Annotated in this window: 4 protein-coding genes and 1 pseudogene; all 5 read left to right on the top strand. The window is 71.1% G+C overall.

Annotated elements, in window-relative coordinates; translation table 11 throughout:
- Nucleotides 1-361 precede the first annotated feature (361 nt).
- Nucleotides 362-1,312 carry a DUF1684 domain-containing protein gene (locus ACIRDX_RS19215; protein WP_396627053.1) on the top strand — a complete coding sequence of 317 codons (951 nt, stop codon included), beginning with the start codon at nucleotides 362-364 and terminating at the stop codon, nucleotides 1,310-1,312.
- Between the two features lie 63 nt (nucleotides 1,313-1,375).
- Nucleotides 1,376-4,183 (top strand): c-type cytochrome, encoded by a 2,808-nt coding sequence (locus tag ACIRDX_RS19210; protein WP_396627052.1) that lies wholly within the window; start codon nucleotides 1,376-1,378, stop codon nucleotides 4,181-4,183.
- A gap of 53 nt (nucleotides 4,184-4,236) precedes the next feature.
- Nucleotides 4,237-5,268, top strand: a complete 1,032-nt coding sequence (locus ACIRDX_RS19205) for a zinc-binding dehydrogenase (protein ID WP_396627051.1) — start codon at nucleotides 4,237-4,239, stop codon at nucleotides 5,266-5,268.
- Between the two features lie 3 nt (nucleotides 5,269-5,271).
- Entirely contained in the window at nucleotides 5,272-6,231 is a 960-nt protein-coding gene (locus tag ACIRDX_RS19200) for a U32 family peptidase (protein ID WP_396627050.1), read from the top strand.
- Nucleotides 6,231-6,447, top strand: a pseudogene (locus ACIRDX_RS19195) (mandelate racemase/muconate lactonizing enzyme family protein); the annotation flags it as partial. The gene ACIRDX_RS19200 and the pseudogene ACIRDX_RS19195, both read left to right, overlap by 1 nt.

The raw sequence follows: 6,447 nt of genomic DNA, 5'->3' as shown, positions 1-6,447 counted from the left end.
CGGCCCAGCAGGTCGTCGCCGGAGGCATCACGCCGGGTGGGGAGGAGGTCGCCGAGCAACGCAGGCACATGACATTCTCTCGCAGGCGCGGCTGTGGCGCAGGTGCGTCATAGCCCTTGCCCGACGCAGGGGCCCGCGTTACCTTCCACTCATGACCTCGACGCCTTCGCTCCGCGTGCCGTCGATGAGTGCCGCCAGCGCCGCCCGGCGCTGCGCCTGTTGTTGTTGTTGATTCCCGCCTGTCCCCACTGCTGCCCCGCCGGCCCTCGCCGGTGAGGCGTTGCTCACATTCTCGCCGGCCAGGCCGTGCGAGTTCCGGCGCCAGGCCCGGTTCTTCCGGGGGCGCCCACGGTATCGCTCCATGACGCTGTTCCGTCCGTTGTCCATCGCCGCACTCGCGGCCGTGCTCCTCGCGTCGCCGTCGCTGGCCCAGGACGCCGCTGGCGCCTTCCCTCCGGGCAACCCGCCCGACGTGCAGGACTGGCGTCAGCAGTACGAACAGACCCTGCGCGAGGACTACGGCTGGCTCAGCGTCGCCGGACTCACGTTTCTCCCCGACGGCACGTACGTGATCGGGAGCGCGCCGGGCAGCGACATCCCGTTGCCGGCCGGCCATGCCCCCGAGAAGGTGGGCACGCTCGTGGTCGCCGGCGGTGTCGCGACGTTGCGGCTCGAGTCCGGCGTCCAGGCGCAGCTGAACGGCGAACCCGCGCCCGCGGAGGCAGTGCTGAAGAAGGCGGAGCGTGGCGCGCCCGGCCAGTCATCGACGCCGCCCGACAAGGTGCGCGTCGGCAAGGTGGAGTTCCACCTCCACGAGAGCGGCCCCCGACTGGCGATGCGGGTGCGCGACCCCGAGTCGCCGATCCGGATCGGGTTCCAGGGGCCGAAGTGGTTCCCCACCTCCGAGGCGGCGCGCGTGGTCGCGACCCTCAAGCCGTACGAGGAGCCGAAGACCGTGGAGGTGCGCAACATCCTCGGTGACCCCGAGCCGTACCAGGCGCCCGGCCAACTCGAATTCACGTGGGACGGTCGGAAGGTGCGGGTGCTGGTCTTCACGGCCGCCAAGGGGCGGCTGCAAGTCATCTTCCGCGATGCGGCGTTCGGGCGCGAGACGTACGGCACGCGCTACGTGTACGCCGAGCCCACGGGAGACGGCCGCTACGTGATCGACTTCAACCGCGCCTACAACCCGCCTTGCGCCTACAACCCGTACACCACGTGCCCGACGCCGCCGTCGCAGAACGTGCTGAAGGTGGCCATCCGCGCCGGCGAGAAGATCTACGACGGCCCCGCCGCGCACGCCTCACGCTGAGGGGGCAGGCCTGGGCTCGGTCGGGGCTCGGTCCGGGCGTGCGGCGCGCTACCATAGCGGCACATGCAACAGTCGTTACTCAAGGGGCCGACCCCGCAGGCCTCGCGCCGCGGTGTCGCCGTGGTGGTCGTCGCCGCCCTCGGGCTGCTGACGACCCTGACGCTCACCGCGCAGGCGCCCCGAGGGCGCCGCGACCCGGATGCGGGCGCCGACTTCTCGCCGAAGCCCCCGGTGCAGGCGTTGAGCCCGACGGAGCAGGCACGCCGCTTCATCCTGCCCCCCGGGTACCGCATGGAACTCGTGCTGGCCGAACCGGTGGTCGAGAACCCGGTGGCGGTCGCCTTCGACGGCAACGGTCGCCTGTACGTCGCGGAGATGCGCGGCTACATGCCCGATGCGGATGGCACGAACCAGCACGCGCCCGTCAGCCGCATCAGCCTCCACGAGAGCACGAAGGGCGACGGTACCTACGACCGCCACACGGTCTTCATCGACAAGCTCGTGCTGCCCAGGTTCATCCTCCCGCTCGACGGCAGCATCGTCACGATGGAGACCGACAGCGACGACATGTACGAGTACCGCGACACCGACGGCGACGGCGTCGCGGATCGCAAGACGCTCTTCTACAGCGGCGTCGGCCGCCGCGGCAATCTCGAGCACCAGCAGAGCGGCTTCGTGTGGGGCCTCGACAACTGGATCTACAGCACCTACAACGCCTTCCGCATCCGCTGGACGCCGTCGGGCATCCGCAAGGAGACCACCGGTCGCAACGGCGGCCAGTGGGGGCTCACGCAGGACGATGCCGGAAAGATGTGGTTCGTGGACGCGGGCGGCGAGCGCGGCCCCATGAACTTCCAGGTGCCCATCCACTACGGCTCGTTCTCGGTGCGCGATCAGTTCGAGCCCGGCTTCGAGGAGGTATGGCCGGTGGCCCTGGGCTACGCGGACGTGCAGGGCGGCATGCCCCGCGTGCGGACCCCCATCGGTACGCTGAACCACTTCACGGCGACGTGCGGCCCCGATATCGTGCGTGGCCATCGCATGCCGGATGACCTGCGCGGCGACCTGCTGTTTGCAGAGCCTGTCGGGCGCCTGATCCGCCGCGCGAAGATCAGCGTCACCGACGGGCTCACGCAACTGCGCAATGCGTACCCGGGCTCGGAGTTCGTCCTCAGCACCGACCCGTTGTTCCGGCCCGTGAACCTCGCCACCGCTCCCGACGGGACCGTGTTCGTCGCGGACATGTACCACGGCATCATCCAGGAATCGAACTGGACGAAGTCGGGCACGTACCTGCGCAAGAAGATCGAGCAGTACCAGTTCGACAAGGTCGTGCGGCGCGGGCGCATCTGGCGGCTCGTGCACGACGACCACCAGCCCGACCTCACGCGGCCGCGGATGCTTGCCGAGGGCGTCGATGCCCTCGTCGGACACCTCGACCACCAGAACGGGTGGTGGCGAGACACGGCCCAGCGCCTGCTCGTGCTGCGGCAGGACCGCAGCGTCGTGCCGGCGCTGGTGGAGAAAGCGCGGACCGCGCCGGCGCTCGTGGCGCGCTTCCACGCGGTGTGGACGCTCGAGGGCCTCGGCGCGCTCGAGCCCGACCTCGTGCGCGAGTTGTTGAAGGACACGAGTCCGCAGATGCGCATCCAGGCGATGCGGGCCAGCGAGTCGCTGTTCACCGCCGGCGACACTTCCTTCGTCGCCGACGTGCGGGCGCTCACCCAGGATCCGGACACCTCGGTGGTCATCCAGGCGATGCTCACGCTGAAGCTCTGGAAGGTGGCCGACCTCGCCGCGATCGTCAAGACCGCGCAGGCGACCCGCCCGACCCGAGGCGTGCGCGAGATCGGCGACCAGATCCTCAGGCCGCCGGTGCCGCCCGGCTTCACGTCCCGTGTCGTCACCGCCACGCAGCGCGAGGCGCTGCAGCGTGGTGAGGCCGTCTACGACGAGCTCTGCTACGCCTGCCATGGCCCCGACGGCAAGGGCGCGCCGTTGGCGGGGGCGCCCGCCGGTACGCGGATGGCGCCGCCACTCGCGGGATCGCCACGCCTGCTCGGCCATCGGGACTACGCCATCCGCACGTTGCTGCACGGGCTCACCGGCCCGATCGAGGGCACCACGTTCCCCGGCGGCGTGATGGCGCCGATGGGCGACCAGAGCGACGAGTGGATAGCCAATGTCGCGTCGTTCGTGCGCAACAGCTTCGGCAACCGCGCCGCCTTCATCAGCGCGGCCGACGTCGCACGGGTGCGTGCCGCCAGCCGCGGACGCCAGGGCAACTGGACGGTCGAGGAACTGCGAGCGGTCGTGCCACAGCTGATTGCCCCGAAGCCGACGTGGGTGGCGGCGGCGAGTCACGAGTCCGAGACGGCGGCACGCGCCCTCACCGCAGCCGTCGGCGCCTGGACGTCGCTGGTGCCGCAGGCGGCCGGCATGTGGTTCCAGGTCGACCTGTCAGAGCCGACGCTGGTCAGCGAACTGCAGTTCGACTCGTCCGCGATCGTGCGGCCTCCGCCCTCGCAGCCCGGACCGGCGGGGGCCGGTTCACCGGCGGCCCCGTCGCCAGGCGTGGCCGGTGGGGCCACCCGTGCGGCAGCCCCTCCTCAGCCCGACGTCACCGGCCAGCCGGTCACCATCGTCGGCTACCCCCGGCAGTACGTCGTCCAGACGTCGGCCGATGGCGCCACCTGGAGCCCTGCCATTGCGGAAGGCAGCGGGCGTGGCCTCACGACGGTCATCACGTTCCCGGCGGTGTCCGCGCGGTTCCTGCGCATCACGCAGACGGCCTCGCCCGACGCGGCGCCGCCCTGGTCGATCCAGAACCTGCAGTTGTTCGGACCGCCGAGCACCGTGTCTTCGCACTGACCGAGCCGCGCGGGCGGGGCGCGACGTCCTGCGGTGCGACATAATGCCGCTCCATGCGCGCCTATCGCGTGGAGCGGCCCGGATCGGCCGGCCTCGTTGACGACCCGGTGCCCACGCCCGGTCCCGGTGAGGTCCTGGTGCGGGTCGAGGCCGTCGGCATCTGCGGGTCCGACCTCGAGCTCGTGAAGGGCACGCGCGATGCCGCCTTCACGCGGTATCCGGTGGTGCCTGGCCACGAGTGGGCGGGTGTCGTTGCGGAGACCTCCGCCGCGCATCCGCACCTGCCGACGGGGACGCGCGTGGTGGTCGAAGGCCATCACTTCTGCGGGCAGTGCGCGCCGTGCCGCGCCGGTCGTACCCATCTCTGCGCCAACTACGACGAATACGGCTTCACCCGCGACGGGGGGTATCGCGAGTACGTGGCGGCGCGCGCCGACCTCTGTCATCCGCTGCAGCGCGTGGACACGGCGCTCGGCGCCCTCGCCGAGCCGACCGCATGCGCGTTGCACGCCGTCGAGCGCAGCGCCATCACCAGCGAGGACCGCGTCGTGGTCATCGGCGCCGGTCCGATCGGCTTGCTCGCTGCTGCGTGCGCGGCCGCGTGCGCGCCGGCGCAGCTCGTGGTCGCCGACGTCCGCGACACGACGCTCGACGTGGCACGGCGCGTCGGCGCCACGCACACGGTGTGCGCCCCTGCATCCGAGCTCGCGCGCAGCATCCGCGACATGATCGGTGGCGGGGCAGACGTCGTCATCGAGGCGGCGGGCCATCCGCTGGCGCAGGTCGCCGCTGCCGACGTCCTCGCACGTGGCGGTCGACTCACGGTGCTCGGCATCGCCGGGTCCGATCGCACCACGCCGTGCAACTTCGATCCCCTGGTCTTCCGCGACGCGCGCCTCGAGGCCGTGTTCGCGTATCCCTCGGCCGTCTTCGGCCGCGCGGTGCGCCTCATCGACGAGGGGCGCATCGATCCGTCGCCGCTCGTCACGCATCGCCTGCCGCTGCGCGACGTCGAGGCTGCGCTCGCGATGCTCGACGCCCGCACCGAACCGGCCATCAAGGTCCTTCTCGATCCACGAGCCTGATCCATGCCTGTGCCCGAATCCGCCGCTGCCCGCCTGCTGCGGGCGCTCGACCTGCCCACCACCGACGCCCACGATCTGCCGACCTCGCCGCATCGCTTCCCCGACGGCGGGCAGTACCGCGTCGAGATCCCGAGCGTCGAGGGCCCACGCGTGCTCGCCGCCGTGCTCGAGGAGGCCAGGACGCGTCGCGTCCCGATCCATCGCGTGTCGCAGGGCTCGGGCATCATGCTGCTCACCGACGCCGAGATTCTCGAGATGTGCGACATGTGTCGCGCCGAGCGCATGGAGCTGTCGCTCTTCGTCGGCCCGCGCGCCGCATGGGACACCGGCGCCACCATCGTGTCGGCGGCAGGCCGCACGCTCGGCGCGCAGCTCCGTGGCCAGGACCAGGTGCGGTATGCGCTCGACGATGTGATTCGGGCCACGGCGCTCGGGGTGCGGAGCGTGCTGATTGCCGACATGGGCCTGCTGCGGATCATCGATCTCGCCAAGCAGGCCGGGCACCTGCCGAGCGACCTCGTGATCAAGATCAGCGTGCAACTCGCGGCGGCCAACCCGCTGGCCGTCGCCGTGCTCGCCGACGAGGGCGCCACGACGATCAACGTGCCGACCGACCTGTCGCTGGCGCACCTGGCGGCCATCCGGCAGCACACCGACATCCCGCTCGACGTGTACGTGGAGGTCCCCGACGGCTTCGGCGGGTTCGTCCGGCACTACGAGATTCCCCAGCTGATCGAGTCGGTGGCGCCGGTCTACGTGAAGTTCGGGCTGCGCAATGCCCCGGACATCTACCCGTCGGGACTGCACCTCGAGACGGTCGCGAGCAACATGGCGCGTGAGCGCGTGCGTCGCGCGGAGCTCGGACTCGCGCTGCTCGAACGGCTGGTCGGCGGGGCGTCAGCGCCGATCATGTCGCCCGTCGGCGACCCGAAGGCGCCGGGCATCCCCGCGGAGAGGCGCTGATGAAGGTCACGCACATCGAGACGTTCCTCGTCGGCACCGAGTGGCGCAACTTCACCATCTGCCGCGTCAACACCGACGAGGGCCTCACCGGGCTGGGCGAGTCGCGCATCCCGAACCACCCGCACGCACTCGAGGCCTACGCGCAGGCGGCGTCGCGGCACATCATCGGCCGCGACCCGTTCGACATCGAGTCGCTCGTGATGCGCATGCGGCGCG

It is taken from the genome of Luteitalea sp. (assembly GCF_044337415.1).
Lineage (GTDB): Bacteria > Acidobacteriota > Vicinamibacteria > Vicinamibacterales > Vicinamibacteraceae > Luteitalea.
The sequence above is the reverse complement of the archived record's forward strand: the minus strand, read 5'-3'. Positions and strand labels throughout refer to the sequence as shown.

Coding starts and splice junctions, on each gene's coding strand:
- ACIRDX_RS19200 (WP_396627050.1), top strand. CDS start 5,272: ATGCCTGTGCCCGAATCCGCCGCTGCCCGCCTGCTGCGGGCGCTCGAC.
- ACIRDX_RS19210 (WP_396627052.1), top strand. CDS start 1,376: ATGCAACAGTCGTTACTCAAGGGGCCGACCCCGCAGGCCTCGCGCCGC.
- ACIRDX_RS19215 (WP_396627053.1), top strand. CDS start 362: ATGACGCTGTTCCGTCCGTTGTCCATCGCCGCACTCGCGGCCGTGCTC.
- ACIRDX_RS19205 (WP_396627051.1), top strand. CDS start 4,237: ATGCGCGCCTATCGCGTGGAGCGGCCCGGATCGGCCGGCCTCGTTGAC.